The following is a 26,769-nucleotide window of genomic DNA, read 5'->3' as shown; positions in this document are numbered from 1 at the left end:
CCGATGCGAAAACTTATCCTTCAGATGCAGGTGTCAGCCGATGGCTTTGTCGGCTCCTACGGAACGGTAAATTGGCAGCTATGGGGTTGGGGTGACAACAACTTTTGGGATGATGAACTGAAGCGCGATTTCAATGCACACTTCGAGCGCATCGACACGATTCTTCTCAGTCGGAAGATGCTGAATCAAGGGTATCTACGGCATTGGGAGAACGCAGCGAACCGCTACCCAACTGAGCCATTCTACGCGTTCGCTAAGCGTATCACAGAAATGAGCAAAATGGTTCCGACGAATAAGCCAACGGAGCCGGCGTGGGAACGAACCACGCTTGTCAGCGGAGATTTGCACGAGGTGGTCGGCGCCTTAAAGAGCCAACGAGGGCGCGACATTGGCGTGTTCGGTGGCGCGGGGTTTGCCGCGGCGCTGATCGAACAAGGTCTCGTTGACGAGTTTCAATTCTACGTCAACCCGGCGGTATTGGGTGACGGCGTCAGGATCTTCGCGGCGTCGGGGTTCAGGAAGCTAAAATTACTCGAGGCAAAGGCTTATTCGAGCGGCATGGTTGTTAGCCGCTATACCTCGTCCCCCGAGCGAGCAAATCTTCGCGGTCGAGACCGAACGCGGTGAGTCAGAAACGGTCTCTTCAAGCTCAGCCCCGGCCGCGATAGGGCGCGACGCCCTGCTCGGGCACCCACAATCCCTTCGGCGCGCGGCCCGTCTGCCAGAACACGTCGATTGGAATGCCGCCGCGCGGATACCAATAGCCCCCGATGCGCAGGAACTTCGGCTTGATCTCGCTCGCGATGCGCTTGCCGATCATCACGGTGCAGTCCTCGTGGAAGGCGCCGTGATTGCGGAAGCTGGCGATGTAGAGCTTGAGCGACTTCGATTCCAGCAACCATTGGCCGGGGGCGTAGTCGATCATCAGATGTGCGAAATCCGGTTGTCCCGTGACCGGGCAGAGCGAGGTGAATTCCGGCACGGTGAAGCGTACCAGATAGTCCGTGCCCTTTTGCGGGTTCGGCACGCGGTCGAGCTGCGCTTCTTCCGGTGTGTGCGGCCATTCGACCGCGCGGCCCAGCTGAAGGGATTTCTTCGCCATTGTCGTCACATCCTGTTCCGCGTGCCGGGATGGACGCAAATGCCGCTGTCGTCAACCGGCGGCGACCGTCTGGATCATGACGATCCGGTCGTTGCCGGATTCGCAGCCCCAGAGCTCGCCCGGCCTCCCGTCGAGCTGGCGCACATTGGCGTTAGCCTTGTCGCTGGCGAACACGTTGAAGCGCTCGGTGGCGGGATCGAAGCGGACGATGGCGTTGGCGGAGAAATCGGTCAGCCAGACTTTGTCCTTGTCATCGACATAGACCGCGTAGGTGCGGGGACGCTCGCCGGGCAGCTTCCAGGTATTCCAAGAGTCTTCCGCGGGATCGTGCACCGAGACGTGGCCACTGTTCCACTCGCTGACCCAGATCCGGCTTTTCGAATCCGACCAGACCCGTCGCGAACCCTGGCTCGGCGTCGGCGGCTCGACCACACTGGCGCTGCCCGTCGCCGGATCGATCCTGGCAATATAGCTGCCGGCAAGCGAGGCATACCAGACGTCGCCCTTGGGCGTGACGGTGATTCCGTAGGGGCCGACGCCCTTGGGCGCCCTGAACACGTCCATCCCGCCCGCGTTCGGCTTGAGGCGGCCGTAATAGCCGGACTGGCCGGTGAACCAATAGGTGCCGTCCTTGTCGAACACGCCGGTGTTGAGATTGGCGTAGGCGAACTTCTCGGGCAGGCGGAACAGGGTGACCTTGAGGTCGGAAGGATCGACGCGGGCGATCGCATTCTGGCCGCCCTCGGTGATCCAGGGCGCGCCGTCGGGGCCGATGGTCACGCCGTGCGGGGCGGCGCCCTGGCCGAGGCTGACCGTCTTATGGCTGCCATCCTTCGGATCGAGCCTGCCGAGCAGGCCCTTGCCCTGGGCCGTAAACCAGACCGTGCCATCGGGAGCGGGAGCGAGGTCGTGCAGACCGATGCCGGAGCTAATGGGGTAGTATTTTGTCCGGAACGGGCCTTCCTGCGCAAAACTCGGGCGGGTCGCGAGGAGGGCGATGCTCGAGGCAAGAAACTGGCGGCGATTCATGGCGTTACCCCGACTGTTTCAGATTGAGGTTTTGCGCGCAGACCAGATGCGGTCAACCTTAGTCCGAGCCGCTTCACGCGTCAGTCGAAGCCCACCCTCCAAGCGTTCACATTTGCTTGCGGTCCGTGTAAGACCCGCGGCACCGATCAGCTCTAACGAACGGAAGTGCACATCATGACCGCCATCATCGACATCATCGGCCGCGAAATTCTCGATAGCCGTGGCAATCCCACCGTCGAGGTCGACGTCGTGCTGGAAGATGGCGCGCTTGGCCGTGCTGCCGTGCCGTCCGGCGCCTCCACCGGCGCCCATGAGGCGGTGGAACTACGCGACGGTGACAAGACTCGCTATCTCGGCAAGGGCGTCACCAAGGCGGTCGGCGCCGTCAACGGCGAAATCTTCGAGGCCCTGAGCGGCCTCGATGTCGAGCAGCAGGCCCAGCTCGACCAGATCATGATCGACCTCGACGGTACGCCGAACAAGAGCCGGCTGGGCGCCAACGCCATCCTCGGCGTGTCGCTCGCCTGCGCCAAGGCGGCCGCGAACTCGCTCGACATGCCGCTCTATCGTTACGTTGGCGGCACCTCGGCGCGGCTGCTGCCGGTGCCGATGATGAACATCATCAATGGCGGCATGCACGCCGACAATCCGATCGACTTCCAGGAGTTCATGATCCTACCGGTTGGCGCGTCCTCCTTTGCCGAGGGCTTGCGCTATGGCGCGGAGGTCTTCCACACCCTGAAGTCCGAATTGAAGAAGGCCGGTCACAACACCAATGTCGGCGATGAGGGCGGCTTTGCCCCGAACCTGCCGTCGGCGGACGCCGCGCTCGAATTCGTCATGAACGCGATCGGCAAGGCCGGCTACAAGGCGGGCTCCGACATCGTCATTGGCCTCGACTGCGCCTCGACCGAGTTCTTCAAGGACGGCAAATACGTCTACGAGGGCGAGGGCAAGACCCGCTCGATCTCCGAGCAGGCCAAGTACCTTGCTGATCTCGTCTCGCGCTATCCGATCGTGACCATCGAGGACGGCATGTCGGAAGACGACATGGACGGCTGGAAGGAGCTGACCGACCTCGTCGGCAAGAAGTGCCAGCTCGTCGGTGACGATCTCTTCGTCACCAACGTCAAGCGCCTCGCCGAAGGCATCAAGGCCGGACGGGCCAATTCGATCCTGATCAAGGTCAACCAGATCGGCACGCTGACCGAGACGCTCGCCGCCGTCGAGATGGCGCACAAGGCCGGCTACACCTCGGTGATGTCGCACCGCTCCGGCGAGACCGAGGATTCTACCATCGCCGACCTCGCGGTCGCCACCAATTGCGGTCAGATCAAGACCGGCTCCCTTGCGCGCTCCGATCGCACCGCCAAATACAACCAGCTCCTGCGCATCGAGCAGCAGCTCGGCAAGCAGGCGCTCTACGGCGGCAAGGCGGCACTGAAGGCGCTGGCATAAGCCAGCGGTCGGACAAGAACAGGGGAGGATCGACATGAGCGACGGCAAGAACGGCCTGCAACTGCGTTCGCTGATCAAGAAGAGCGGTGAGCTCGAAATCTCGCTGCTCGACGTGCCGACCCCCGAACCCGCCGCGGACGAGGTTGTCGTCCGCGTCGAGGCCGCGCCGATCAACCCGTCCGACCTCGGGCTCTTGATCGGCGCGGCCGACATGAGCACGGCAAAGGCTTCGGGCACCAAAGAAGCTCCCGTCATCACCGCGAAAGTGCCGGAAGGCGCGATGCGGGCGATGGCAGGCCGGCTCGACGAATCCATGCCGGGCGGTAACGAAGGCGCGGGAGTCGTGATCAGGACCGGCTCCTCGGATGCCGCGAAGGCGCTGATGGGCAAGACCGTCGCCATGATCGGCGGCGCGATGTACACGCAGTATCGCACGTTGAAAGTGCGCGAGTGCCTGCCGCTGCCGGAAGGCACCACGCCGGCCGAAGGAGCCTCCTGCTTCGTCAATCCGCTGACCGCGCTCGGCATGACCGAGACCATGCGGCGCGAGGGTCACAAGGCGCTGGTGCACACTGCGGCCGCATCCAATCTCGGGCAGATGCTGAACAAGATCTGCATCAAGGACGGCATCCCGCTGGTCAACATTGTGCGCAGCAAGGAGCAGGCCGACATCCTGCACAAGATCGGCGCCAAATATGTCGTCGATTCCACCGCACCGAGCTTCCTCGGCGATCTCACCAATGCGCTGGTCGAGACCGGCGCCACCATCGCCTTCGACGCCATCGGTGGCGGGAAGCTCGCCGGCGACATCCTCAACTGCATGGAAGTCGCGATCAACAAGACCGCGAAGGAATACAGCCGCTACGGCTCCAACGTGCACAAGCAGGTCTATGTCTATGGCGCGCTCGATGTCCGCCCGATTGAGCTGCCGCGCGGCTTCGGCATGGCCTGGGGCGTCGGCGGCTGGCTGCTGTTTCCGTTCCTGATGAAGATCGGGCAGGCGGACGGGGCCAGGCTGCGCCAGCGCGTCGTCGACGAACTGAAGACCACGTTTGCCAGCCACTACACCAAGGTGGTGTCGCTTTCCGAGGCGCTCGATCCCGCCAACATCGCGGTGTACGCCAAACGCGCCACTGGCGAAAAATTCCTCATCAACCCGAACAAATAATCGGGACGTGCGACGGCACGTCACCGAAAGAAGGTCTTGCCTTCTGAGCGAAGCCGGGGATTATTCCGCCGCCATTTGCACGCGGGAAAACCGCGGGGCGCTCAGAAGGGGACCTCATGACCGATCTTAATCGCCGCCATTTGCTTGCAGGCGCCGCCACCTTCGGTGCGGCTGCCGTGACCGGCTTTGGGCCGACCGCCGCCAATGCCTCAGTACCGCAAGCCGGCACGCAGGCGCCGGGCTTCTACCGCTACAAGGTCGGCAGCTACGAGTGCACCTCCATCAATGACGGTGCGCGCACTTTCCCGATGCCGGACAAGTTCGTCGTCAACGCGCCGAAGGAGGAAGCGCTGGCCGCTGGCGAGGCGGCCTACATGCCGAAGGGCATGGTCACGGTGCCGTTCAACCCGCAGCTCATCAACACCGGCTCCAAGCTCGTGCTGATCGATACCGGCAACGGTGTCGCCAATCTCGAGCCCAGCAAGGGCGCGGTCGGCCGCACGCTGCAGAACCTCCAGGCCGCCGGCGTCGACCCCAAGAGCATCGACGTCGTGCTGCTCTCGCATCTGCATCCCGACCACACCAACGGCATTCGTCTCGCCGACGGCGCGCTTGCCTTCCCCAATGCGGAGATCATGGTGCCAGGCAAGGACTGGGAGTTCTGGACCAGCGAGGATAACGCCGCCAAGGCCGAGTCCAACGCGATGATGAAGAACTACTTCGCCAACGTGAAGAAGACCTTTGCCGGCCTCGAATCCAAGGTGACGAAGTACGAGTGGGGCAAGGAGGTCGCACCGGGCATCACCTCGATCGCGACGCCCGGTCACACCCCGGGGCACACCTCGTTCGCGGTCGCCTCAGGCGATGCCAAGGTGCTGATCCAGTCCGACGTCACCAACATCCCGGAGTTCTTCCTGCGCAATCCGAACTGGCATGTGGTGTTCGACACCGATGCAGCGCTGGCGCAGGAAACCCGCCACAAATTCTACGACATGGCGGCCGCCGAGAAGGCGACCGTGATCGGCTTCCACTTCACCTTCCCCTCGGTCGGCCATGTCGAGAAGGACGGCGCCAAATATCGTCTGATCCCGTCGGCGTGGAATCCGACCATCTGAGCCGATTTGCAGATTTGTACCAGGGATCGGGCCGCCACTTGGCGGCCTGATTGTTTGGGCAACCGTTCAGAAACCCAGCGTTTCCAAATCCGACCAGTCCATGCACTTGCATCTATCGGTCGAGATCGCTTAAGTGCCGACCCCGCACTCCCGCTGAAGATTTCGAGGACACTCTATGGCCTACAATATCGTCACGATCGCCGGCAGCCTGCGTAAGGACAGCTTTTCGCTCAAGATCGCCAATGCGCTCGCCAAGCTCGCGCCGGCCTCGCTCAAGCTCGAGGTCATCACGCCGGCCGGCATCTCGTTCTTCAACCAGGACCTCGAGGGAGCGCCGCCGGCGGATTGGCTGTCTTTCCGCGAAAAAATCCAGAAATCGGACGGCGTCATCTTCGTCACGCCGGAATACAATCGCGCGATCCCGGGGGTGCTGAAGAACGCCATCGACGTCGCCTCGCGGCCCTATGGCAAGAGCTCGTTCAACGACAAGCCGGTCGGCATCATCGCGAACTCGCCGGGCCCGCTCGGCGGCGTCAGTGCCGCCAAGACGCTCCAGAACATCCTGCCGGGCATTTCCGGCCCGATCATGCAGCAGCCGGAGGCCTATCTGAACGGGGTGGGCGACGCGTTCGATGCCGACGGCAACCTGACCAAGGAGTCCTTGAAGCCGGTGCTCCAGGCCTATATCGACGCGTTTGCGGTGCACGTCGCGAAGCATCACGGCTGAGGCCGCGAACCCCGGGTCTCCGTCATGGCCGGGCAAAAGCGCGAAGCGCGTCTTCGCGCTAGATGTCCCGGCCATCCACGTCTTTGCCAAATTGACGAAGAACGTGGATGCCCGGCACAAGGCCGGGCATGACGGCTGAGCCAGGCATTGGAACGCCAAGCGGGCGGGCAATTAGCACGCCCTTAACCAACCTGTCCCATCTTCCCAGGATGGTCTCCCGCGCGCGCCTGAAATCGATCCTGACCGGTCTTGCCCTCTATGCGATGGCGGCCGCCATCGTCGGCTATTTCGGCGTCAACGCCTATACCGGCAAATACGGCCTCAACGCCCGCCAGGAGCTCGACCAGGAGATCGTGGCGCTGACCAGCGAACTGGCGCAGCTCAAGCGCGAGCGCGCCAGGAGCGAGCAGCGCGTTTCGCTGCTGCGCTCCGCGAAGATCGACCCCGACATGCTGGACGAGCGGGCGCGCTTCCAGCTCGACTACGTCAATCCGCGCGATCTCGTCCGGACGATCCCGGCGAACTGACACGCGAGCGGCACAAGCGCCATTTGCGGGGTTTGCGGTCTGCCGCTGACTCCATCGAGCCAGCGCGATTGCGATATGCAAGCAGCCCGTTGCTTCCTGCGGCTGACGTGAGCGGGTCTGCGATCGGTATTCCACACACGATGCGGGAGTCGGGGAGCTAAATGTTGCCCGATCCGCGTCAAAGATTTTGCAATATTACGATCGCGTTGCAGTGCGGCATAATGAAAGGCGTGCCATGCCGCCGCGGTGCTTTCCAAGGGCGTTTGACTTGGGTTAGACAGGGCTGAAGTTTTCTCTGACCCGGAATTCCCATGGCCGCACCCAAGAAAGCCGCCGCGAGTACTGCACAGGACAAGACCGACGGCGGTTCGCCCCCGGAATTCACCAGAGAGCAGGAGCTCAAGGCGCTCCGCGACATGCTCCTGATCCGGCGGTTCGAGGAAAAGGCCGGCCAGCTCTACGGCATGGGCGCGATCGGCGGCTTCTGCCACCTTTATATCGGCCAGGAGGCCGTGGTGGTCGGGATGCAGATGGCCCTGAAGCCGGGCGATCAGGTCATCACCGGCTATCGCGATCACGGCCATATGCTCGCCACCGGCATGGAGGCCAAAGGCGTCATGGCCGAGCTCACCGGCCGTCGCGGCGGCTATTCCAAGGGCAAGGGCGGCTCCATGCATATGTTCAGCAAGGAGAAGCACTTTTACGGCGGCCACGGCATCGTCGGCGCACAGGTCTCGCTCGGCACCGGGCTCGCTTTCGCCAATCACTATCGCGACAACGACAATGTCAGCGTCACCTATTTCGGCGACGGCGCGGCCAACCAGGGCCAGGTCTATGAGAGCTTCAACATGGCGGAGCTCTGGAAGCTGCCGGTGATCTACGTCATCGAGAACAACCGCTACGCCATGGGCACTTCGGTCTCGCGCGCCTCGGCGCAGCAGGATTTCTCCAAGCGCGGCGCCTCCTTCAACATTCCCGGCCAGCAGGTCGACGGCATGGACGTCCGCGCCGTGAAGGCCGCCGGCGACGAGGCGACGGCCTGGTGCCGCGCCGGCAAGGGACCCTTCATCCTGGAGATGCAGACCTACCGTTATCGCGGCCACTCGATGTCCGATCCCGCAAAGTACAGAACGCGCGAGGAGGTCGAAAAAGTCCGCCACGACCAGGATCCGATCGAGCAGGTGCGCAACCGCCTGTTGGCCGCCAAGGTCAGCGAGCAGGATCTGAAGGCGATCGACGCCGAGGTGCGCGACATCGTCAACGCGTCCGCCGATTTCGCCCAGCATGATCCCGAGCCGGATGCCGCCGAGCTCTGGACCGATATTTACCGCTGAACGCGCGCAAGCTTTCTTTTGGAGCCGATATGCCAATTCAAGTGCTGATGCCCGCGTTGTCGCCCACGATGGAGAAGGGCAACCTCTCCAAATGGCTGAAAAAAGAGGGTGAGACGATCAAGTCCGGCGACGTCATCGCCGAGATCGAGACCGACAAGGCGACCATGGAGGTCGAGGCGACCGATGAAGGTACGCTCGGCAAGATCCTGATCCCCGAGGGCACCGCCGACGTGGCCGTGAACACACCGATCGCGACAATTCTGGCCGATGGCGAAAGTGCCGCCGATCTCGCCAAGGCGCCCGCGCCTGCCCAGCAGCAGAAGGCTGCCGAATCCGTAGCCCCTGCCGCCGCGAAGACCGAGGCTCCAGCTCCCAAGGCTGCGCCGGCGCCGCAGGCCGTCGCAGAACCCGACCCGGAAGTGCCCGCCGGCACCGAGATGGTGACGCAGACCATCCGCGAAGCCCTGCGCGATGCTATGGCCGAGGAGATGCGCCGCGACGCCGACGTCTTCGTGATGGGCGAAGAGGTTGCCGAATACCAAGGCGCCTACAAGGTGACGCAAGGGCTGCTTCAGGAATTCGGCGCCAAGCGCGTCATCGACACGCCAATCACGGAGCACGGCTTTGCCGGCATCGGCGTCGGCGCCGCGATGACCGGGTTGAAGCCGATTGTCGAGTTCATGACCTTCAACTTCGCTATGCAGGCGATCGACCAGATCATCAACTCCGCGGCCAAGACGCTCTATATGTCCGGCGGCCAGATGGGCTGCTCCATCGTATTCCGCGGGCCCAACGGCGCCGCTTCCCGCGTGGCCGCCCAGCACAGCCAGGATTATTCGTCCTGGTATTCGAACGTCCCCGGCCTCAAGGTCGTCGCGCCGTTCTCGGCCGCTGATTACAAGGGCCTGCTCAAGGCTGCGATCCGCGATCCCAATCCGGTGATCTTCCTCGAGAACGAAATGCTCTACGGCCACACTGGCGAGGTGCCGAAGCTCGACGATTTCGTGATTCCGATCGGCAAGGCGCGCATCGTGCGCTCCGGCAGCCATGTCACGATCATCTCGTGGTCGAACGGCATGAGCTACGCGCTGAAGGCCGCCGACGAACTCGCCAAGGACGGCATCGAGGCCGAAGTGATCGACCTGCGCACGCTGCGTCCGATGGACACCGACACCATCGTCAACTCCGTCAAGAAGACGGGACGTGCCGTCACGGTGGAAGAGGGCTGGGCCCAGAGCGGTGTCGGCGCCGAGATCGCCGCGCGGATCATGGAGCATGCCTTCGACTATCTGGATGCGCCTGTAACCCGGGTCTCCGGCAAGGACGTGCCGATGCCGTATGCCGCGAACCTGGAAAAGCTCGCGCTGCCTTCGGCTGCCGAAGTGGTCGAGGCCGCCAAAGCCGTCTGCTACAGGTAGACCATGGCGGGTCCGAAGGAGCAGCCATTGCCACCCGACGTCCTCGTCCGCGATGATGCGGTCGAGATCCTGCGCGTGTTCGTGCTGGACGGCGGGCTGTCGATGGCGTTCCAGCGGGCCTTCGACGAGCCCGACATGTGGGGCCTGCTGCTCGTCGATCTCGCCCGTCACGCCGCGCGCGCCTATGCGCGCGAGAGCGAATACACCGAGGAGGACGCGCTGAACCGGATCATCGAGATGTTCCAGGCCGAGATCGAGCGTCCCACCGACACCGGCACCACGACGCCGCGCGGGAAGGGGCACTGACCGTGGCGATCGAAGCCTATCATTTCGATTTCATGCTGGAGGCGATCCGCGAGGCGGAAGCCTCGATCGCGCAAGGCGGCCTGCCGATCGGCGCCGTGCTGACCCGCGACAACAAGGTCATTGCCCGCGGCCACAACAACCGCGTGCAGGAAAACAACCCGATCCTGCACGGCGAGATGAGTTGCCTGCGCGAGGCGGGTGCGATTTCGTTCCACGATACCGTCATGTACACCACGCTGTCGCCATGCGCGATGTGTGCCGGTGCGCTCGCACTGTTCAAGGTGAAGCTCGTGGTGATTGGAGAGTCCGTCACCTTCGAGGGCTCCAAGGACATTCTCGACAAGTTCGGCATCTCCTGGATCGACCTTGCCGACGACCGCTCCATCACCATGATGAAGAATTGGCGTTCCATCCCTGCCAATGAGCGCCTGTGGCAGGGCGATATCGGCAACTAACCTGGTCTGTTCGTCTTCGGTCCGGAGACGGATTTTTGCAAAGTTCTTCTTGAGGTCAGCATGCCCATCAACATCCTGATGCCCGCTCTTTCGCCGACGATGGAGAAGGGCAACCTCGCCAAGTGGCTGAAGAAGGAAGGCGACAAGGTCAAATCCGGCGACATCATCGCCGAGATCGAGACCGACAAGGCGACCATGGAGGTCGAGGCCATCGACGAGGGCACGATCGCCAGGATTCTCGTGCCAGAGGGCACGCAGGACGTGCCTGTCAACGACGTGATCGCGGTGCTGGCCGGCGAGGGCGAGGACGTGAAAGCGGCAGGTGCCGCCAAGCCCAGTGCCTCCGCCGCGCCTCCGAAAGCTGCTGAAGCCCCTGCTGCTGCATCGGCTCCTGCGCCTGCTGCGCCCAAAGCGGCGCCGGTGCCCGCCGCAGCACCTGCACCGCAGGCCGCAGCACCGGCTGCGCAGAGCAACGGCCATGCCGGCCGCGTGTTCTCCTCGCCGCTGGCGCGCCGGCTCGCCAAGGAAGCCGGCGTCGATGTTGCGATGGTGACTGGCACCGGCCCGCATGGCCGCGTGGTGGCACGCGACGTCGAGCAGGCCAAGTCCGGCATTGGCCTGAAGGCTCCCGCGGCGACGCCGTCAGGCGCACCCTCGACCGCGCCGACCATGTCGGACAAGCAGATCCTGGCGCTGTTCGAACCCGGCTCCTACGAGGTCGTCCCGCATGACGGCATGCGCCGCACGATTGCGCAGCGTCTGACCGCGTCGATCCAGAACGTCCCGCACTTCTATCTCACGATCGACTGCGACATCGGCAAGCTGCTCGCCGCGCGCGAGGAGATCAATACGGCTGCTCCCAAGGACAAGGAGAAGAAGCCGCTCTACAAGATCTCGGTCAACGACTTCGTCATCAAGGCGATGGCGGTCGCGCTGCAGAAGATCCCGAATTGCAATGTGAGCTGGACCGAATCCGGCATGGTCAAGCACCACCATTCGGACGTCGGTGTTGCGGTGGCAATGCCCGGCGGCCTGATCACGCCGATTATCCGCAAGGCGGAGACCAAGACGCTGTCGACCATCTCCAACGAGATGAAGGATTTTGCGACACGCGCCCGCTCGCGCAAGCTGAAGCCCGAAGAATATCAGGGCGGCACGACGGCCGTCTCGAATCTCGGCATGTTCGGCATTAGCCACTTCACCGCCGTGATCAATCCGCCGCATGCCACCATCCTCGCAGTCGGCACCAGCGAGGAGCGGCCTGTGGTCCGTGGCGGCAAGATCGAGATCGCGAACATGATGAGCGTGACCCTGTCCTGCGATCACCGCGCCATCGACGGCGCGCTCGGCGCGGAACTGATCGGCGCCTTCAAGCAGCTGATCGAAAATCCCGTCATGATGATGGTCTGACGCGCGGCAGAGGGGGCACCGTTGCATGTCCGTACCCGCTGGCCATGGATGTCGCTGCTGCTTGGAGCAGTCGTCGCGCTCAACCCGATTGGGCTCGATCTTCTTTACTCCGCGTTCTTTGCCAGTGAACAACTGGCACGGAACATCGCCCAGCCGGTCGTGCTGATTGCCTTGGCCGTAATGGCTTTGGCGACGATGCTCGAATGGCTGGTGAGGTCTTTTCTGATCAAGCGCCGCGCCCGCGGCGCCTCTTGAGTTGAATGGGAGCCGCCATGGCCGACACATCCTTCGACATCATCATCATCGGCTCCGGTCCGGGCGGCTATGTCACCGCAATCCGCGCCGCCCAGCTCGGCTTCAAGGTCGCGATCGTCGAGAAATCCTATCTCGGCGGCATCTGCCTGAACTGGGGCTGCATCCCGACCAAGGCGCTGCTGCGCTCGGCCGAGATCTACCACTACATGCAGCACGCCAAGGACTACGGCCTGTCGGCCGACAACGTCTCGTTCGACCCGAAGGCGGTGGTGCAGCGCTCGCGCGGTGTCTCGAAGCGGCTGAACGATGGCGTTGGCTTCCTGATGAAGAAGAACAAGGTCAGCGTGATCTGGGGCGCGGCCTCGATCGATGCGCCCGGCAAAGTTACCGTGAAGAAGTCGGACGTCGAGGGCCCCAAGGGTGCGCTGGGCGAGGGGACGTATCAGGCCAAACACATTATCGTCGCGACCGGCGCGCGGCCGCGGGTGCTGCCGGGCCTCGAACCCGACAAGAAGCTGATCTGGACTTATTTCGAGGCGATGGTGCCGGAGCGGATGCCGAAATCGCTGCTGGTCGTCGGCTCCGGCGCGATCGGCATCGAGTTCGCCTCCTTCTTCCACACCATGGGCTCGGACGTCACCGTGGTCGAAGTGCTGCCGCAGATCCTGCCGGTGGAGGACGCCGAGATCGCCGGCCTGGCCCGCAAACGTTTCGAGAAGCAGGGCATCAAGATCCTGTCCTCGACCAAGGTGACCAAGCTCGAGAAGAAGGCCGACAGCGTCGTCGCTACCATTGACGACGGCAAGGGCAAGCCTGTGACGACCGAGTTCGAGCGTGTGATCTCGGCGGTCGGCGTCGTCGGCAACATCGAGAACCTTGGACTCGAGAAGCTCGGCGTGAAAACGGATCGCGGCGTCATCGTGATCGACGGCTACGGCAAGACCAACATCCCCGGCATCTATGCCATCGGCGATGTCGCGGGGCCGCCGATGCTGGCTCACAAGGCCGAACATGAAGGCGTGATCTGCGTCGAGGCGATCAAGGGCCTGCATCCGCACGCCATGGACAAGAACCTGATCCCGGGCTGCACCTATTGTCAGCCGCAGGTGGCCTCCGTCGGCCTCACCGAAGCCAAGGCCAAGGAGAACGGCCGCGAGATCCGCGTCGGCCGCTTCCCCTTCGTCGGCAACGGCAAGGCCATCGCGCTCGGCGAGGACCAGGGCTTGGTCAAGGTGATCTTCGACAAGAAGACCGGCCAGCTGCTTGGCGCCCACATGATCGGCGCGGAGGTCACCGAGCTGATCCAGGGCTACGTCGTCTCCATGAACCTTGAGACCACGGAAGAGGAGCTGATGCACACGGTGTTCCCGCATCCGACCCTGTCGGAGATGATGAAGGAAGCCGTGCTGGATGCGTATGGACGGGTGCTGAATATTTGACGGGCGCGCATCGCCGCCCACCACCGTCATTGCGAGCGAAGCGAAGCAATCCAGACTGCCTCCGCGGAAAGACTCTGGATTGCTCCGCTGCGCTCGCAATGACGAGCGGAGGGATCTGTTTGCAAAACAAGAAGGAAATCACCCCATGCAAGACAACGACAACCTCACCATCGAACGCCCGACCTTCGTCACCCATCTCGAATGCGCGATGGAGGGCGATCATTACGCCGCCGACCGGGTCCACAACCTCTCCAAGGCCGGCAAGCCGCTGCTGGTGCGCTACGACCTTGCCGGTGTGAAGACGGCGCTGACGAAAGACGCGCTCGCCCAGCGCCCCGCCGACATGTGGCGCTACCGCGAGCTTTTGCCGGTGCGTAAATGTCAGGATATCGTCTCGCTCGGCGAGGTCACGACGCCGCTGATCCGGCTGCCCAAGCTCGGTGCAAAACTCGGCGGCGGCGAGATCATCGTCAAGGACGAGGGGCGCTTGCCGACCGGCTCGTTCAAGGCGCGCGGCCTCGTGATGGCGGTGTCGATGGGCAAGGCGCTCGGCATCAAGCATATGGCGATGCCGACCAACGGCAATGCCGGCGCGGCGCTTGCGGCTTATGCGACCTCCTGCGGCATCAAGACCACGATCTTCTGCCCGGCCGATACGCCGGAGGTGAACGTCAGCGAGATCGAGCTGCAGGGCGCCACCGTCTACCGCGTCAACGGCTATATCGACGATTGCGGCAAGATCGTCGGCGAGGGCAAGGCGAAAGTCGGCTGGTTCGACACCTCGACCTTGAAGGAGCCGTACCGCATCGAAGGCAAGAAGACGATGGGGCTCGAACTCGCCGAGCAGCTCGGCTGGGACGTGCCCGACGTGATCTTCTATCCGACCGGCGGCGGCACCGGCCTGATCGGCATGTGGAAGGCGTTCGACGAACTAGAGAAAATCGGCTTCATCGGCAGCAAGCGCCCGCGCATGGTCGCGGTGCAAGCCTCCGGCTGCGCGCCCATGGTGCGCGCCTATGAGGCCGGCACCGAGCATGCGACGCGCTGGGAGGACGCTCACACCATCGCGTCAGGCATTCGCGTGCCGCAGGCGATCGGCGACTTTCTCATTTTGCGCGCGGTGCGGCAGAGCAACGGTTTTGCCATTGCCGTCGACGACGATAAGATCTCATCGGCGCTCAGCGAGGTCGCGCGCGAGGAGGGGCTGTTGCTCTGCCCCGAAGGTGCTGCCACCTACGCCGCCTACAAGGACAGCCTCGCCGACGGCCGCGTCAGCAAGTCCGACCGCGTGATGCTGTTCAATTGCGCCACAGGCCTGAAATACCCGCTGCCGCCGGTCACCCGCACGCTCGATCGTCATAAGCCGATCGACTATTCGCAGTTCTAGCGCGGCATTTCGTCCCTTCACGAACGATCCCTCTTCCCGTACGCGGGAAGAGACAAAAACAACAATGACATTGCTGGGAGAAGACAATGAAGGCCGCCTGGGCTGCGCTGATTGCTATTCTCGCTGTTGCAGGCGCCGCGCGCGCCGACGACTATCCCTCGCGTCCCATCACCATCATCGTTCCCTTCGCCGCCGGCGGTCCGTCGGATGCGATGGCGCGAGTGCTTGCCGAGCGGATGCGGACATCGCTTGGACAGCCGCTGGTGATCGAGAACGTCACCGGCGCGGGCGGCTCGATCGGCGTCGGCCGCGCCGTGCATTCGGCCCCCGACGGCTACACGATCTCGTTCGGCCATCTCGGCACCCACGTCGCCAACGGCGCCGTCTACAAGCTCAATTACGACCTGGTCGCGGACCTGGAGCCGGTGGTGCTGCTGCCGAGCAATCCGATGATCGTCGTCAGCAAGAACGCGGTGCCCGCGACCTCGCTGAAGGAGCTGCTGGACTGGCTGAAGTCGCGACCGTCGCCGCCGACCGCCGGCACCGCCGGCGCGGGCTCGGGTAGCCACATCGCCGGGGTCTATTTCGAGAGCGTCAGCGGCATCAAGCTGCAATACGTACCGTATCGCGGCACCGCGCCCGCCCTGAACGATCTCATTGCCGGCCAGATCGACATCATCGTCGACCAGACCTCGAACTCCATCAACCAGGTCCGCGCCGGCACCATTCGCGCCTACGCCATCACCGATGACAGGCGCCTGTCGTCGGCGCCCGACATCCCGACGGCGGAGGAGGCGGGCCTGAAGGGCTTCAACATGACGCTCTGGTCCGGCATGTGGGTGCCGAAGGGCACGCCAAAGGCGATCGTCGCCAAGCTCAATGCCGCTGCCGTGGAAGCGCTGAACGATCCCGGCGTGAAGAAGCAGCTCGAAAGTCAGGGGCTTGAGATGACACCCCAGGATCAGCTCACGCCCGAGGCCCTGGGCGCCCGCCAGAAGGCGGAGATCGCGAAGTGGTGGCCAATGATCAAGGCGGCGAACATCAAGGTAGAGTGAGCGCCGTGTCGCCAGGGCTCGGCGCCAGCGTATCACGTCTCGGTTTGATCGGAGCCGGACAGGGCCATCCGCAGACATTCAAGCAGAGCGGGCGTGGAGAACGGCTTCGCCAGAAAGCAGATAGCGCCCGCTTTCAGCGCGCGGTCGCGCACGGCATCGTCGGGAAAAGCCGTCATGAAAATGAAGGGCGTGTGGTGACCAAGGCTGCGCATGTGCGTCAAGAGCTCAAGGCCGCCCATCAACGACATCTGCACATCCGCGATCACGCAGGACGTCGTCTTCAGTTCGGCCGATTGAAGAAATTCGTCAGCGGAGCGAAAGATGTTGACCGTGTATCCCCGCGACGTCAGCAGATTATTGGTCGCAAGGCGGACTGATCGATCATCGTCGATGACGGAAATGGCCGAGGGGATTGACAAAATGATCGCTCCTGATCGGGGAGCCGCCGATCACGGTGCCGCACTTGACGAAAGTGAGCCCTTGGAGCGAGCTTGAAAAGCATACTTAGGTTTGCACCTTTCCGCCCGGGCGTGAGATTCCGAGCGCCTCCACCATTCTGACGAGATCGGCCAACGACTTGGCGCCCATTTTCCGCATGATCTGCCCGCGGTAGATCTTGACGGTAATCTCAGCCAATCCGAGCTCGGCAGCGACTTGCTTGTTCATCAGGCCGGACGCCACCAGGGCGAGGATGTCGCGCTGGCGCGCGCTCAAACCCTCGAATCGGGACCGCACTCCCGCGACCGACTCCTCGGCATTGCGTCGCTTGCGATCCCGTTCGATCGCGGCCTGAACCGCATCCAGCATGTCCTGGTCGCGCACCGGCTTGGTCAGAAAATCGATGGCGCCGCTCTTCATGGCCCTGACGGTCATCGGAATATCACCATGACCGGTGATGAAGATAATGGGCGTGTGAATGTTCGCCTTCGCTAGGTCCGACTGCAGGTCAAAGCCGCTTGAGCCCGGCAGGCGGATGTCGAGCACAAGGCAGCTGGGGACCGCCGGTGGCTTGGCTTCCATGATCTCCGCCGCGGAGCCGAAAGCCTCGACCTTGAGGCCGACGGATTGAAAGAGGTTGGTGAGCGCACGGCGCATCGATGGATCGTCGTCGACGATCAAGACGATCGGATCGTCGGAACTCGTCTGCACCGTCGCCACCTTGAGATGGTCGGTCACGACGTGTCCTCGATCGGCAAGGGCAGGGCAATCTGGAATGTTGCTCCGCTTCCGTCATTGGGGAAGGCCGAGAGCCGGCCCGCATGAGCCTCGATGATCGATCGGCAGATCGACAGTCCCATCCCCAGGCCGCTCGGCTTTGTCGTGAAGAAAGGTGTGAAGATGCGCTCCGTCGCGCCGTCGCCGAGGCCGACCCCGCTGTCTGTCACGATCAGGAGCATGCGGCCTTCGCCGTGCTCGCTCGCCTGGCTGGAGCGGATCGCAAGCTCGCGCGGACGGTCCACATTGGCGTGCATGGCTTCAATCCCGTTCATGACCAGGTTGATCAGCACCTGCTGCAGCTGGATCCGGTCGCCGCAAACGCTGGGTAGAGCGGACGCCAGCTCCATTCGTACCGACACGGCATGGGTGGCAAGCTCGCGGCGGACGAGCGCCACCGTCTCCCTGACGAGCTGGTTCATGTCGACCGGAGCCATCTCGATCTCGGTCTTCTTCGCAAGCGTTCTGATCCGGCGGATCACCTCGCTGGCGCGATTGGCGTCCTCGACGATCCATTCCACGGAACGGCGTGCGGCATTCAGTTGGGCTGGTTCGCGGCCGAGCCATCCGATACAGGCATCCGCATTGGAGATCACGGCGGCCAAGGGCTGATTGATCTCGTGGGCGATCGAGGCCGTGAGTTCGCCGAGCATCGTGACGCGCGTCACGTGAGCTAGTTCGGCTTGCGCCTTGCGCAGTGCTTCTTCGGCCTGCTCGGCGCGGATGGCCGCCGTCACGTCGCTGCTGACGCCACGATAACCGAGAAAGTTGCCGTTCGCGTCGTGCAAGGGCTTGCCGCTGGTGCGCACGTAGATCGGAGATCCGTTGCGATCCTTGCTTCGGTAGACCAGGTCGCGAAACGGAAGGTGGGCATCGAGCGTCGCGCGATGCCGCTCCCACTTCTCGGGCTCGAGCTCGGCATCGGGTGGAATGTCCCAACGGGCGAGGCCGATCACGCCCGTGGGCACGGGACCGGCCGTGTCGGCATGTTCCGAAATCCGTGTGATACGGTGGTCCGGCCCGCTCTCCCAAAACCAGTCCGAGGCGGTTTCGGCATAGTCGCGAAATCGCTGCTCGGACAGCTTGAGCTCGTCAAAGGCTTTTTGCAGCGCTTGTCTGGCGGCAAACTGCTCGGTGACATCGACGTGGGTGCCGATGATTTCCGTGACATCGCCGTCCCCGCCGACGACGGGATGCCCCTCCGTATGGACGTGTCGTACGGAACCGTCCGGACGCAAAATCCGAAAATCAACTTCGAAAGGCTGCTTTTGCCGGATTGCCTGACGTTCCACATCGACGATCCGGCGAAAGTCTTCGGCGAGGATCCGTTGTTGGAAAGCCTGCGCCGACAGATCGATCTGGTCCGGGTTGAATCCGAACAGGCGATAGAGTTCGGCCGATCGGTAGGCAAACTCCTGACTGCGCACGTTCCAGGCCCAGCTGCTCGTGTGGCTGAGGCGCTGGGCTTCGGTCAGATAGGCTTCGCTGCGACGCAGCCGCTGTTCGGTTTCCTTTGCCGTAGTGACGTCAGTGACCGCTCCAACAAACTCGATGTGGCCGGATCCATGTCTCACCACGCGTGCCACGGAATGGAGATATTTGATGGTTCCATCGGGCATCAGCAGGCGATATTCATGGTCGAAATCGCCGACCTCACGGAAGGCCTGATCAAGGGTCTTGCTGACCGCATTGCGATCTTCCGGATGAATGCGCTGGAAAACGAAATCGAGCGTCGGTTTGACCTGCGGGTCACATTGGAAGATGCGAAAGGTCTCCCTGGACCAGACGGCCTCGCGGGTTGCCAGGCTCAGGCCGAAGCTGCCGGTGCGGCTCAACTCCTGCGCTTGGGCAAGGTAGGCCTCGCTCTGCCGCAGCGCATCCTCCGCCTCCTTGCGCTGGGTGATGTTTTCGCAGGCGACCAGCACGATCGGCGTGCCGTCGCCGCGTCGCATGGCCTTGGCGTTCTCACGGACCCAGAGAACCGAGCCGTCCTTCCGGATCTTGCGAATCTCCCAGGTGTGCGACTGGTCCACGGTTTCCAGGCACAGCCCGACACAGCGACGGACGAAATCGCGGTCCTCTTCGAAAAAGACGTTCAGCACAGATTGGCCGGTCAACTCGGCCGCCGTGTAGCCCAGTTGCGCGGCGCCAAATGTATTTACGTTGAGCACCGTTCCGGCCGGATCGACCATGAAATACATGACCGGATTGTGCTCGAACACTTGTCGCCATTGCTTCACGGCGTCGCGCAGGTCGGCATTGTCCTGCCGCCAGCCATCCCCAGTCGCGGACTCGCCTTTCCCCGCATTGCCGAGAGATCGAAGCGCCGCAAGGCCGCCGAGCAGGAATTGCGCGGCCGAATTCCCTAGTTTTGCGATCTGGCCAGGCATCATCGCAAGCGTCCCGGCCCGCGTGGGGCAGGGAGAGTAGAGCACTTTGCGACAGCAGGGGCAATTCCCTGATCAAAGCAGGATTCCGCATCGAAAGTTCGCGGGCTCCGTGCAGCTTGCCAGCGTTGCGCCGTCTCGTTGCGAGCGGACGAAACTCCGGTAAATCACCGGACAAACCTATGTATAGGTCGCGCAATCCTAGTCATACGCTGCATTTACCTCCGTACAATTGAGCGGCCCGTCACATGGGGACTAGTCTCACCGGCAATCCAGTGGTGTCGATCGCAACGCTTGAACAGTTGAGTAGCGCGGGGTCGTGCACTCAAGAGGCCAGCTTCGCCTCCGCCGGCGCTGACTTGCCGATGATCTGGTCACGATTGAGAAGCCGCATTTCGTTGACGAACGTGATGATTGTGCATCAGCGCCCGTGGGGATCCTCGACCGTCAGAGGCGCCCATCAGAGGCCAGGAGGAGAGGATCATGTGCGATAAGCCCGAACACTCCGAGCGCCCTTCCGCCGCAAAAAGCTGCGCCGTCTGCAGCGGGAAGTTCGGCCTGATCCGGTATTATTCCTGGCGAGCGCCGCTTTGCTCCCGGAAATGTCTCGATCGCTTCAGAGCGCGCCGCGAACGCGATCGCCGATGGCTGTTTCGGTCTCAGGCGGCGTAAGCACCAGTCACCGGATCTGCTGCGTTCGGCAATTCTGTATCGGGAGGCTGCGCGTTGAACCGTTGTTGCAAGCTCCTCTTGGCGATCACGCTGCCGCTTTCGTTGATGACTGGAGCGGAGGCGGACGAGGCCGGACAGGATGGCGCACATCGTCATCCGCCTCGGGATCTGCTCCTCCACGAGCAGTTCTATTCGAGTTGGCACATGCCGGACAATCCGGTGCTGACTTGCTGCAACAACGCCGACTGCTACCCGACCGAGATACGGCGGGTCGAGGGGAGCATCTACGCGCTGCGCCGGGAAGACGGGAAATACATCCTCATTCCGCCTCAGAAGGTCGAGCGAAACAGGGATAATCCCGACGGCCGCAACCATCTTTGCGCGCCGCCGCCGTCCGCCTCTCTCGTCGACACGGTCTACTGCTTTGCGCTCGGAGGTGCCACATGAGGTTCATATTGGTGAACGGCAGGACCCCTTTTCGCAAAACGTCCTGCCTCTGGTGCTGCGAGGAGATCAGCGGCGGCTATCTGCGCGATGCGAAGACGCTGCTGCCCTACTGCGGCTACGAGTGTTACGCGCTTCATGGCGAAGCTGCGCCGCTGATCGAGGGGCGCACACGAGCGGCGTCTTGAGCGGATAGGAGGGCGAAACGGGCGGTGGATTTGCCGTCCGGGCGAGAGGACATCGCGATGAGATTCATGTTCGTCAATCAGGAAGGGCCTCGCCACGGCGGTACCTGCAGCGCGTGCGCGCAGCCGCTGGGCGCGAGTTACGTCCGCCATGTGCCCGCTGAGCGGCGGTACTGCGACTATGATTGCTACCGTCGATATCAGCAGACGGCGGTGGAAATGCTCTGGCCTTACCGCAGTTCGCTCGAAGCGATCACGGTGTCGAGCTGGAACTGGATACTGCAGACGGGCGCGCTCTCGCGCTCGCTGACGGAAGCATTTCTGCGCGCGTACGAACCCTCTGACCACGGAAGGAGGTGACGGCTCGCCAAACGATGCGGACCCGCGCAGAGAGGTCGGTCGCAGTCACTGCATCCAGCTTCACGCCGCGTCCAGCCCCGGCGTCGCGAAGCTAGGGCGCGGCGGCTGCGGCCGATGCCGTCGGCATCGCGCCCCTGTTCGGCGTCGTAACGCGCTGCTCGGACTTCCCCGCGACGACGCTGCTGGCCTCAAACCTCGCACGATAGACCAGCACGTTCTCGATCACGCGCTGGACGTAGTTGCGCGTCTCCGACAGCGGGATGCGCTCGACCCAGTCGACCGGATCGACCTTGGGATCCCTGGGGTCGCCGCGCGCCTGCACCCATTCGCGCACGCGGCCCCGGCCGGCATTGTAGCCGGCGAAGGTCATGATCTGGTTGCCGCGATATTCCGACATGAGCGCACTGAGCTCGGCCGCGCCCATCTGCGTGTTGTAGACGGGATCGGAGACCATCTTGTCCCAGTCATAGGTCAGGCCGAAGCGCTTTGCGGTGTCGCGGCCCGCTTCCGGCGTCACCTGCATCAGCCCGACTGCGTTGGCGGCCGATTTGTCGCGCTGGTCGAACGAGCTTTCGGTGCGCGCCACCGAATAGATCACGCTGGGATCGATCGCGGGCGCCACCTGCTTATGTTCAGGGATGCCGATGGTCGGGAAGGCGTAGTGATCGAGCGCGAGCCCGCGCGCCAGCGCCGACTTGCCGACCTCCAGCATCACGCGCGCATCGTTGCGCCGGCCGGCGAGCTCGCCGAGCGCTTCGAGTGCGGCGACGTCGGTGCTCTCCTTGGCAAAATCCTCGGCGAAGTAAAACACCATGTCGCGCTCACCGACGCCGTAGAGCATGTCGGCGGCGCGCACGCGCTCGTCCGCGGGCGGCGCGTCGACTGCTGCCAGCACGGGCGAGGGCGCACGCAGCTCGATGCGGTCGAGACCGAGCCTGGCGCGGGCGAGCTGGCCGTAATAGGCGGTCGGATAGCGCGCCGCCGCCTGATAGCTCAGGCGCGCATCGGCCGGTGCGTTCATTGCCTCGGCCGCGCGGCCGCGCCAATAATGCGCGCGCGACAGCGCGATCGGATTGGCGGAGCCTTCGTCGATCGCGGCGAAATGCGTCATCGCCGCCTTGGGATCATCGAGATAGCGCAGCGCGATCCAGCCGCACATGAAGTGATAGTCGGCGCGATAGACCTCCATCGCGGGCACGGCTGCCGAGCGCACCAAATCATAGGCGGTTTTGAACTTGCCCTGATCGAGCAGCTTTCGCGCGAGCAGGCGGCGCTCGCGCCACCAGGCGTCGGTGTCTTGCGCCGCCATCGTATCGGGCGCGGCGGCCAGGATCACCTCGGCCGCGTCGTCGATGCGGTCATTCTGGAGATGCCATTGCGCGCGGCACAGCACATAGCCGAGGTCGCGGCGCGCCTCGGCCGAAATGTCCTCCAGGTAATCCTTGGCCTTGCTGGCCTTGCCGGTGACTGCGGCGCAGGCCTTGACGATCGCGAGCGCATCCTCGCCGAGCCGCTTGGCTGCGCGCCGCGCCCCCGCATAGTCCTTGGCGCCGAGCCGCTTGTCCATGCGGGCGCGATGATCCTCGGCGGTCAGGAGATCGCGGAACGCTTGGTAGGAATCCTCCTCACTGCGCTCGGACAATTCGTCCGTGCGCCAGGCATCGCGCACAAGACGCGCGGCCCTGTCGCTGTCGCCCTCGGTCATTAGCACGCGGGCGAGCGCGAACTTGCCCTTGGCGCTGGTCGGCCGGTCCATCGTGAATTTGTGCACGGTCGCCGCGTCGGCCTTCTCCTGCCACAGCCGCGCCTCGGCGCGGCGGCGGAGCAGCTCGCTGCTCGGCCAGTCCGGATTGGCGGCGAGGAAGGCGGCGTAGCGCTTGAAATTCGCCGTGCTTTCGGAATGGCGCAGCATGAACCAGTCGGCGAGTTTCTGTCCGGCCGGGTCGGCAATGCGGTCGCGCGCCGCGCTGGCGTCCTCGGTCTTGCCCTTCCGCGCGAGATCGATGGCATCCTTCAGCGCGGCGAGATCGCCAGTCAGCGGCGGGGCTGCCGGCTTGTCCGAGGGCGCGTCGTCCTGCTTCTTCGACTTGCGCTTGGCCTCGGCATGCTTGCCGTGCCGCGCCTTGCCGGCGGAGGCGTGGCGCTGCTTGCCGGTTTTCGCCTCATGCGTCTTCTTCGGCGCGGACGATTTGTGACCGCTCTTCGCTGCCAGCTCTGTAGGGATGAAGGCCAAAGCGGCCACGGCAACGACACACGCGAGCGAGCGTAGGCACTGGTTCATTCCGTGGTCCCCCTGCGAAACCAGTACAAACCAAAGTCCGCGACGAGATGCGGCTCGAGAATCAAAACGGCGTCAAAATGGTGACACGACGTCGTTTCGCATCCTGAAGCTGTTCCAACAATGCGGCGAAATACGGATGGAGCCAGGGAACCTGTGCAACGGCGGGGCGAGCGGGTCTCTTAACCTTCATTAACGAATACGGCTCGCGCGACGGTTGCGGCGGTTCAGGACGCCTCGAAGCGGCCAAATTGCGCGTATTCCCGGCGGCAAATCCGTTGTATTGGGTTCCAAAGCCTTTCCCCTTCAGCCCATTGTTCCGCGCCCATGCCGATTTTCAACCAGTCGATCCGGCGCAAGATCGTCGGGATTGCGCTCGGCCTCATCATCCTGATGGTCGTCACCGCGATCCTGTCGATGGTGATGTCCAGCCGCGTCGGCCATCTTCTGGATGAGCTGACCGCGCGGTATATTCCGGCTTACGGCCACCTGGCGCGGTCCAATGTGCGTTCGCTGGAGCGGGCGCTGGCGATGCGGCGCATGGTGATCGCCAAAATGCAAACGCCGCCGGACGAGGAGGGCTTTGCGGCGCGGCTGAAGATCTTCAGGGAAACGGACGCCCAGGTCGAGCAGGAGGCCGAAGCCGCGCGAAAGCTGATCAACGCGATCATCGACGATGAGAGCACACCGTCGGACAACGCGGCACTCGCCCGGATCGAGACGCGCATCGAGAATGCAGTCAAGGAGCTTCGCCGCGAACTCGACGAGGAGGACGCCAAGCTGCTCCGGCTGCTCGATGCCAAGGACTTTGCGGCCACGCGCGACGTGCTCGTCCATGTGGACGCGCTCCGCGATCTCTTCACCCAGCGGATCGATGCGATCCGCGCCGAGATGCTCTCGCAGGTGTTCGTGAGCACCGCGCAGGTGATCCGCCATCAGCGCCAGGCGATCATCGTCTCGGGCATCGTGACCATCCTCGCGGCGATCGTCGGACTTGCCTTTGCGATCATGGTCTCCACCGGGATCACGCGACCGGTCCGGCTCTTGCTGGCCGGCACCCGCGAAGTCGAGGCGGGCCGCTTCGACAAGACCATCAGTGTCTCGACGCAGGACGAGATTGGCGAACTCGCCTCCGCCTTCAATCGCATGGTCGAGCAATTGCGCCAGAACGAGCGCATCCGCGAGACCTTTGGCCGCTACATCGATCCCAAGGTGGTGCAGGGGCTGATTGACCGGCCGGAGGTCGCCGTCGACGGCCAGCGCCGGGTGATGACCATCATGTTCTGCGACATGAGCGGCTTCACCGCGATGAGCGAGGGCATGACCCCGCGCGGCCTGGTCAAGGTGATGAACCACTATTTTACCGTCATGTCCGGTCCGATCAGGAGCAACCGCGGCATCATCGACAAATATATCGGCGACGCCATCATGGCCTATTGGGGCCCTCCCTTCATCGAGGAGGAAGAGCCGGCGCTGCTCGCAGGCCTTGCTGCGATCGAAATGGCCGATCAGGTGCCCGCGCTGCAGAAGCAATTGCCGGATCTGCTCGGCATCCGCGCCATGCCCGGGCTTTGCGATCTGCGGATCGGCATCGCCACCGGCGAGGTCCTGACCGGCAGCATCGGCTCCGAGCTGATGATGAGCTTCACCGTGATGGGCGACGCCGTGAACCTCGCCTCACGACTGGAGGCCGTCAACAAGACCTATGGCACCCGTATCCTGATCTCGCAGGCGACGGCGGACGCGATCGGCTCGCACCTCGGATTGCGCGAGGTCGACCGTCTTGCGGTCGCCGGCCAGAGCGCGCCGCAAACGATCTTCGAGGTGATGGGCCGGGCAGGCGCACTCACGGCCGCGCATGAGAGCCTGCGTTCTCACTACGCCGAAGGCCTCGCCGCCTATCGCGCCCGCCGCTTCGACGAGGCCCGCGCGGGCTTCAACGCGGCACTTGAAGCCGTCCCAGGCGACGGCCCCTCGCGGGCAATGCTTGCTCGTATCACGCGGTTCGAGGCCCATCCGCCGGACGAGGGCTGGGACGGCGCCTGGCGGTTGGAGCAGAAATAGTCGGCCGCGCGGGAAAAATTGATTCTACTCGATAACGATGTTCGCAGTGACCTATTTCCCGGGCTTAGGTTTGGTGTCCTTGAGGCGTTTGATGGGGACACGCCGATGACAGAACTTGAGAACAGGCTCGAACGGTTCGAGACGCTCACCGCCGAATGCGAGCTGATCGCCAGGCTCGCCACCGACAGCACCAAGCGTGAGTTTTATCTGAAGCTCTCGGAGCGGTATCGCCAGCTGGCGGTGGACATGCGGCAGGCCATAGCGAGCCAAGCTGCGGCCTGACGCCGGCAATCCGTTCTTAACACTTGGCGCGCATCCTCAATGCAGATGCGGGGACGCCTCCGGTGATTTCCCGCTGTGGTAATGCCGGGGCTCGCTGCGGTGCAGCGCGCGTCGCGAGATTGTTTTGTCGTGCCTAGCAGGGCGATCCCATGCGCCTTTTTGCGGTCATCATGTTTGGACTCATGACGGCAGCCTGCAACCAGGAGCAGGAGATCACCGGCTCGACCCCGGTCTGCGCGATGCGGAACTACACTTCCTTCAATCCCCGCGACATGACCCAGTGCGTTGCCGCCTGCAAGGCGTGCGACCACGGCAACACGGTCACCTGCAGCACGTCGTGCACGCTCAAGGGCGCCCGCTGAGCGGCTCCGCCTCCTGGTTCGGGGCCGATGGTGTCTCGACGGTGTTTTGGCACCGGAACGATTCACATGGATCAATCATTGAAGGGATGGCAGGACGCGGAGTCCTTTGGAATGGGTATGCTCGATCCCGGTCGGTTCCTGGTGTCATGCTCTCACTGCGCAGCCTGGCCGATGGCCGCCAATGTAAGACGTTCGAGCTGGTCGGCTTCGCCGAACGAGGTCCGCTTCGTTTGCCCGCGCTGCCGCCGCGAGGAGACCGCGATCATCTCCGCCTCCGGCGAGTTGACGCCGATCCGGCGCGTCGACGTCCCGCCGCGCGACGTCACCGCGGCCTG

28 protein-coding genes are annotated in these 26,769 nt (G+C 63.6%); 21 read left to right on the top strand and 7 right to left on the bottom strand.

What is annotated here, in order from left to right:
- Window positions 1-3 precede the first annotated feature (3 nt).
- Window positions 4-627: a dihydrofolate reductase family protein gene (locus ACIPUD_RS20995; RefSeq protein ID WP_018458067.1), complete on the top strand. Its 624-nt coding sequence runs from the start codon at window positions 4-6 to the stop codon at window positions 625-627.
- Window positions 628-649: 22 nt separating this feature from the next.
- Here the strand turns inward: ACIPUD_RS20995 and queF are convergent, their stop codons facing one another.
- The gene (queF, locus tag ACIPUD_RS20990; RefSeq protein WP_018458066.1) at window positions 650-1,102 is read right to left on the bottom strand and encodes a preQ(1) synthase; all 453 of its coding nucleotides are present in this window, start codon (window positions 1,100-1,102) and stop codon (window positions 650-652) included.
- A 51-nt stretch (window positions 1,103-1,153) separates the two neighbouring features.
- Window positions 1,154-2,131, bottom strand: coding sequence for a Vgb family protein (locus ACIPUD_RS20985; RefSeq protein WP_018458065.1), 978 nt, complete (start codon window positions 2,129-2,131; stop codon window positions 1,154-1,156).
- A 174-nt stretch (window positions 2,132-2,305) separates the two neighbouring features.
- Between ACIPUD_RS20985 and eno the strand changes: the two genes are divergently transcribed.
- The 14 genes from eno to ACIPUD_RS20915 all read left to right on the top strand — a co-directional run bounded on the left by eno (window position 2,306) and on the right by ACIPUD_RS20915 (window position 16,185).
- Window positions 2,306-3,589, top strand: a complete 1,284-nt coding sequence (gene eno / locus ACIPUD_RS20980; RefSeq protein ID WP_018458064.1) for a phosphopyruvate hydratase — start codon at window positions 2,306-2,308, stop codon at window positions 3,587-3,589.
- Between the two features lie 34 nt (window positions 3,590-3,623).
- Window positions 3,624-4,757, top strand: a complete 1,134-nt coding sequence (locus ACIPUD_RS20975) for a zinc-binding dehydrogenase (RefSeq protein WP_446481458.1) — start codon at window positions 3,624-3,626, stop codon at window positions 4,755-4,757.
- 116 nt (window positions 4,758-4,873) lie between these two features.
- Complete coding sequence (locus ACIPUD_RS20970) at window positions 4,874-5,872, top strand: MBL fold metallo-hydrolase (protein WP_446481457.1); 999 nt, start codon at window positions 4,874-4,876, stop codon at window positions 5,870-5,872.
- Between the two features lie 175 nt (window positions 5,873-6,047).
- On the top strand, window positions 6,048-6,599 hold the full coding sequence (locus ACIPUD_RS20965) for an NADPH-dependent FMN reductase (RefSeq protein WP_085353225.1): 552 nt from the start codon (window positions 6,048-6,050) through the stop codon (window positions 6,597-6,599).
- A gap of 209 nt (window positions 6,600-6,808) precedes the next feature.
- Window positions 6,809-7,126 (top strand): FtsB family cell division protein, encoded by a 318-nt coding sequence (locus ACIPUD_RS20960; protein WP_007590617.1) that lies wholly within the window; start codon window positions 6,809-6,811, stop codon window positions 7,124-7,126.
- Window positions 7,127-7,437: 311 nt separating this feature from the next.
- Window positions 7,438-8,460, top strand: a complete 1,023-nt coding sequence (gene pdhA, locus ACIPUD_RS20955) for a pyruvate dehydrogenase (acetyl-transferring) E1 component subunit alpha (protein WP_085395047.1) — start codon at window positions 7,438-7,440, stop codon at window positions 8,458-8,460.
- Window positions 8,461-8,489: 29 nt separating this feature from the next.
- On the top strand, window positions 8,490-9,878 hold the full coding sequence (locus ACIPUD_RS20950) for a pyruvate dehydrogenase complex E1 component subunit beta (protein WP_026233491.1): 1,389 nt from the start codon (window positions 8,490-8,492) through the stop codon (window positions 9,876-9,878).
- A gap of 3 nt (window positions 9,879-9,881) precedes the next feature.
- The gene (locus tag ACIPUD_RS20945) at window positions 9,882-10,184 is read left to right on the top strand and encodes a DUF5076 domain-containing protein (protein ID WP_007590623.1); all 303 of its coding nucleotides are present in this window, start codon (window positions 9,882-9,884) and stop codon (window positions 10,182-10,184) included.
- A 2-nt stretch (window positions 10,185-10,186) separates the two neighbouring features.
- On the top strand, window positions 10,187-10,639 hold the full coding sequence (locus tag ACIPUD_RS20940) for a nucleoside deaminase (RefSeq protein WP_018458058.1): 453 nt from the start codon (window positions 10,187-10,189) through the stop codon (window positions 10,637-10,639).
- A 60-nt stretch (window positions 10,640-10,699) separates the two neighbouring features.
- Window positions 10,700-12,049 (top strand): pyruvate dehydrogenase complex dihydrolipoamide acetyltransferase, encoded by a 1,350-nt coding sequence (locus tag ACIPUD_RS20935; protein ID WP_018458057.1) that lies wholly within the window; start codon window positions 10,700-10,702, stop codon window positions 12,047-12,049.
- Window positions 12,050-12,097: 48 nt separating this feature from the next.
- Window positions 12,098-12,304 carry a hypothetical protein gene (locus ACIPUD_RS20930; RefSeq protein ID WP_247296603.1) on the top strand — a complete coding sequence of 69 codons (207 nt, stop codon included), beginning with the start codon at window positions 12,098-12,100 and terminating at the stop codon, window positions 12,302-12,304.
- 17 nt (window positions 12,305-12,321) lie between these two features.
- Window positions 12,322-13,743 carry a dihydrolipoyl dehydrogenase gene (lpdA, locus tag ACIPUD_RS20925; RefSeq protein WP_446481456.1) on the top strand — a complete coding sequence of 474 codons (1,422 nt, stop codon included), beginning with the start codon at window positions 12,322-12,324 and terminating at the stop codon, window positions 13,741-13,743.
- A gap of 145 nt (window positions 13,744-13,888) precedes the next feature.
- Entirely contained in the window at window positions 13,889-15,130 is a 1,242-nt protein-coding gene (locus ACIPUD_RS20920; RefSeq protein WP_085353217.1) for a threonine synthase, read from the top strand.
- An 86-nt stretch (window positions 15,131-15,216) separates the two neighbouring features.
- Entirely contained in the window at window positions 15,217-16,185 is a 969-nt protein-coding gene (locus ACIPUD_RS20915; RefSeq protein WP_018458053.1) for a tripartite tricarboxylate transporter substrate binding protein BugD, read from the top strand.
- 32 nt (window positions 16,186-16,217) lie between these two features.
- On the opposite strand, the gene ACIPUD_RS20910 is transcribed toward ACIPUD_RS20915, so the two are convergent.
- The 3 genes from ACIPUD_RS20910 to ACIPUD_RS20900 all read right to left on the bottom strand — a co-directional run bounded on the left by ACIPUD_RS20910 (window position 16,218) and on the right by ACIPUD_RS20900 (window position 19,793).
- Window positions 16,218-16,604, bottom strand: a complete 387-nt coding sequence (locus ACIPUD_RS20910; protein ID WP_018458052.1) for a response regulator transcription factor — start codon at window positions 16,602-16,604, stop codon at window positions 16,218-16,220.
- 85 nt (window positions 16,605-16,689) lie between these two features.
- Window positions 16,690-17,361, bottom strand: a complete 672-nt coding sequence (locus tag ACIPUD_RS20905) for a response regulator transcription factor (protein WP_247369927.1) — start codon at window positions 17,359-17,361, stop codon at window positions 16,690-16,692.
- On the bottom strand, window positions 17,358-19,793 hold the full coding sequence (locus tag ACIPUD_RS20900) for a PAS domain-containing sensor histidine kinase (RefSeq protein WP_247369931.1): 2,436 nt from the start codon (window positions 19,791-19,793) through the stop codon (window positions 17,358-17,360). Before ACIPUD_RS20900 ends, ACIPUD_RS20905 begins: the two co-directional genes overlap by 4 nt.
- A 744-nt stretch (window positions 19,794-20,537) precedes the next feature.
- On the opposite strand from ACIPUD_RS20900, the gene ACIPUD_RS20895 reads away from it, so the two are divergent.
- From ACIPUD_RS20895 to ACIPUD_RS20885, 3 genes are all read left to right on the top strand, one after another.
- Window positions 20,538-20,906, top strand: coding sequence for a hypothetical protein (locus tag ACIPUD_RS20895; RefSeq protein WP_231188449.1), 369 nt, complete (start codon window positions 20,538-20,540; stop codon window positions 20,904-20,906).
- Window positions 20,903-21,091: a hypothetical protein gene (locus ACIPUD_RS20890; protein ID WP_039800268.1), complete on the top strand. Its 189-nt coding sequence runs from the start codon at window positions 20,903-20,905 to the stop codon at window positions 21,089-21,091. Before ACIPUD_RS20895 ends, ACIPUD_RS20890 begins: the two co-directional genes overlap by 4 nt.
- Window positions 21,092-21,157: 66 nt before the next feature.
- Window positions 21,158-21,448 (top strand): hypothetical protein, encoded by a 291-nt coding sequence (locus ACIPUD_RS20885; RefSeq protein ID WP_231188451.1) that lies wholly within the window; start codon window positions 21,158-21,160, stop codon window positions 21,446-21,448.
- Between the two features lie 91 nt (window positions 21,449-21,539).
- Here the strand turns inward: ACIPUD_RS20885 and ACIPUD_RS20880 are convergent, their stop codons facing one another.
- Window positions 21,540-23,729: a lytic transglycosylase domain-containing protein gene (locus ACIPUD_RS20880; RefSeq protein WP_446481455.1), complete on the bottom strand. Its 2,190-nt coding sequence runs from the start codon at window positions 23,727-23,729 to the stop codon at window positions 21,540-21,542.
- 324 nt (window positions 23,730-24,053) lie between these two features.
- Between ACIPUD_RS20880 and ACIPUD_RS20875 the strand changes: the two genes are divergently transcribed.
- From ACIPUD_RS20875 to ACIPUD_RS20865, 3 genes are all read left to right on the top strand, one after another.
- Window positions 24,054-25,790: an adenylate/guanylate cyclase domain-containing protein gene (locus ACIPUD_RS20875; protein WP_018458045.1), complete on the top strand. Its 1,737-nt coding sequence runs from the start codon at window positions 24,054-24,056 to the stop codon at window positions 25,788-25,790.
- Window positions 25,791-25,895: 105 nt separating this feature from the next.
- Window positions 25,896-26,072, top strand: a complete 177-nt coding sequence (locus ACIPUD_RS20870) for a hypothetical protein (RefSeq protein ID WP_018458044.1) — start codon at window positions 25,896-25,898, stop codon at window positions 26,070-26,072.
- Between the two features lie 149 nt (window positions 26,073-26,221).
- Window positions 26,222-26,434: a hypothetical protein gene (locus ACIPUD_RS20865; RefSeq protein WP_018458043.1), complete on the top strand. Its 213-nt coding sequence runs from the start codon at window positions 26,222-26,224 to the stop codon at window positions 26,432-26,434.
- Window positions 26,435-26,586: 152 nt separating this feature from the next.
- Here the strand turns inward: ACIPUD_RS20865 and ACIPUD_RS20860 are convergent, their stop codons facing one another.
- Window positions 26,587-26,760, bottom strand: coding sequence for a hypothetical protein (locus ACIPUD_RS20860; protein WP_018458042.1), 174 nt, complete (start codon window positions 26,758-26,760; stop codon window positions 26,587-26,589).
- Window positions 26,761-26,769 lie beyond the last annotated feature (9 nt).

It is taken from the genome of Bradyrhizobium sp. CAR08 (assembly GCF_052871955.1).
This window is presented reverse-complemented; position numbering and strand designations above follow the sequence as displayed.

What these genes read in the sequence shown, in the direction of transcription:
- ACIPUD_RS20975 (WP_446481458.1), top strand. Translation starts at nt 3,624, where the DNA reads ATGAGCGACGGCAAGAACGGCCTGCAACTGCGTTCGCTGATCAAGAAG.
- ACIPUD_RS20870 (WP_018458044.1), top strand. Translation starts at nt 25,896, where the DNA reads ATGACAGAACTTGAGAACAGGCTCGAACGGTTCGAGACGCTCACCGCC.
- ACIPUD_RS20880 (WP_446481455.1), bottom strand. Translation starts at nt 23,729, where the DNA reads ATGAACCAGTGCCTACGCTCGCTCGCGTGTGTCGTTGCCGTGGCCGCT.
- pdhA (WP_085395047.1), top strand. Translation starts at nt 7,438, where the DNA reads ATGGCCGCACCCAAGAAAGCCGCCGCGAGTACTGCACAGGACAAGACC.
- ACIPUD_RS20970 (WP_446481457.1), top strand. Translation starts at nt 4,874, where the DNA reads ATGACCGATCTTAATCGCCGCCATTTGCTTGCAGGCGCCGCCACCTTC.
- ACIPUD_RS20930 (WP_247296603.1), top strand. Translation starts at nt 12,098, where the DNA reads ATGTCGCTGCTGCTTGGAGCAGTCGTCGCGCTCAACCCGATTGGGCTC.
- lpdA (WP_446481456.1), top strand. Translation starts at nt 12,322, where the DNA reads ATGGCCGACACATCCTTCGACATCATCATCATCGGCTCCGGTCCGGGC.
- ACIPUD_RS20935 (WP_018458057.1), top strand. Translation starts at nt 10,700, where the DNA reads ATGCCCATCAACATCCTGATGCCCGCTCTTTCGCCGACGATGGAGAAG.
- ACIPUD_RS20885 (WP_231188451.1), top strand. Translation starts at nt 21,158, where the DNA reads ATGTTCGTCAATCAGGAAGGGCCTCGCCACGGCGGTACCTGCAGCGCG.
- ACIPUD_RS20890 (WP_039800268.1), top strand. Translation starts at nt 20,903, where the DNA reads ATGAGGTTCATATTGGTGAACGGCAGGACCCCTTTTCGCAAAACGTCC.
- ACIPUD_RS20945 (WP_007590623.1), top strand. Translation starts at nt 9,882, where the DNA reads ATGGCGGGTCCGAAGGAGCAGCCATTGCCACCCGACGTCCTCGTCCGC.
- ACIPUD_RS20985 (WP_018458065.1), bottom strand. Translation starts at nt 2,131, where the DNA reads ATGAATCGCCGCCAGTTTCTTGCCTCGAGCATCGCCCTCCTCGCGACC.
- ACIPUD_RS20965 (WP_085353225.1), top strand. Translation starts at nt 6,048, where the DNA reads ATGGCCTACAATATCGTCACGATCGCCGGCAGCCTGCGTAAGGACAGC.
- queF (WP_018458066.1), bottom strand. Translation starts at nt 1,102, where the DNA reads ATGGCGAAGAAATCCCTTCAGCTGGGCCGCGCGGTCGAATGGCCGCAC.
- ACIPUD_RS20865 (WP_018458043.1), top strand. Translation starts at nt 26,222, where the DNA reads ATGCGCCTTTTTGCGGTCATCATGTTTGGACTCATGACGGCAGCCTGC.
- ACIPUD_RS20900 (WP_247369931.1), bottom strand. Translation starts at nt 19,793, where the DNA reads ATGATGCCTGGCCAGATCGCAAAACTAGGGAATTCGGCCGCGCAATTC.
- ACIPUD_RS20875 (WP_018458045.1), top strand. Translation starts at nt 24,054, where the DNA reads ATGCCGATTTTCAACCAGTCGATCCGGCGCAAGATCGTCGGGATTGCG.
- ACIPUD_RS20995 (WP_018458067.1), top strand. Translation starts at nt 4, where the DNA reads ATGCGAAAACTTATCCTTCAGATGCAGGTGTCAGCCGATGGCTTTGTC.
- ACIPUD_RS20950 (WP_026233491.1), top strand. Translation starts at nt 8,490, where the DNA reads ATGCCAATTCAAGTGCTGATGCCCGCGTTGTCGCCCACGATGGAGAAG.
- ACIPUD_RS20960 (WP_007590617.1), top strand. Translation starts at nt 6,809, where the DNA reads ATGGTCTCCCGCGCGCGCCTGAAATCGATCCTGACCGGTCTTGCCCTC.
- eno (WP_018458064.1), top strand. Translation starts at nt 2,306, where the DNA reads ATGACCGCCATCATCGACATCATCGGCCGCGAAATTCTCGATAGCCGT.
- ACIPUD_RS20920 (WP_085353217.1), top strand. Translation starts at nt 13,889, where the DNA reads ATGCAAGACAACGACAACCTCACCATCGAACGCCCGACCTTCGTCACC.
- ACIPUD_RS20915 (WP_018458053.1), top strand. Translation starts at nt 15,217, where the DNA reads ATGAAGGCCGCCTGGGCTGCGCTGATTGCTATTCTCGCTGTTGCAGGC.